The sequence below is a fragment of the Shewanella sairae genome, assembly GCF_023283535.1.
Taxonomy (GTDB): domain Bacteria; phylum Pseudomonadota; class Gammaproteobacteria; order Enterobacterales; family Shewanellaceae; genus Shewanella; species Shewanella sairae.
Genome location: NZ_JAKILT010000224.1, coordinates 1 through 579, shown reverse-complemented (window position 1 = coordinate 579; position 579 = coordinate 1). Strand labels below are relative to the sequence as shown.

Here is a 579-nt window from a genome sequence, read left to right as displayed (position 1 = left end):
TGTCCATAAATTCGTTTCAGCGCATAATGATGACAGAGGGCTTCACTGACTCTACTGTTCCCTATTAGTCTTTTAATAAGATATAGCCCAATGCAATAAGCTGCATTAAACTACTCATCACTATCAATATCGCAAAGATTTTTGCGAGTATTGCCCAGTGTTTTTTCCCAATAAACTTAGTTGCAGAATTCCATACTCCCACGCTTATAATTATAAGATAAATTGAATTCAAACAAATCCCGATCATGACAGATTCTACACTCTGCAACTTGGAAACAATTAGACCTAAGATAGTTCCTACTATGAAATACCCAGCCCAAAAAATATCAACCAGTCTATAGCCACCAGAGAGCAGTTTTACAAAATTACTTTGATTATTTCCCATTATTTTCTCAGACATATCTACCCCTTATTTTTTTGCTATTTAACTCCGCGATTAAAGATTGAGGATTCGTGCGTCCAGTAGATATTGTTCTGGTGCGCCTACCAAGACTGGACTGCTAACTAAGCGACCTTCATATACCAAAAGTTATCCGTATTTACCTAATTCAAATAATTACGCTAAGAAGGTTTTGTCCA

The 579-nt window shown here is 36.3% G+C and carries 1 protein-coding gene; it reads right to left on the bottom strand.

Annotated elements, in window-relative coordinates; translation table 11 throughout:
- Window positions 1–64: 64 nt before the first annotated feature.
- Window positions 65–400, bottom strand: coding sequence for a hypothetical protein (locus tag L2748_RS24310; RefSeq protein ID WP_220783709.1), 336 nt, complete (start codon window positions 398–400; stop codon window positions 65–67).
- Window positions 401–579 lie beyond the last annotated feature (179 nt).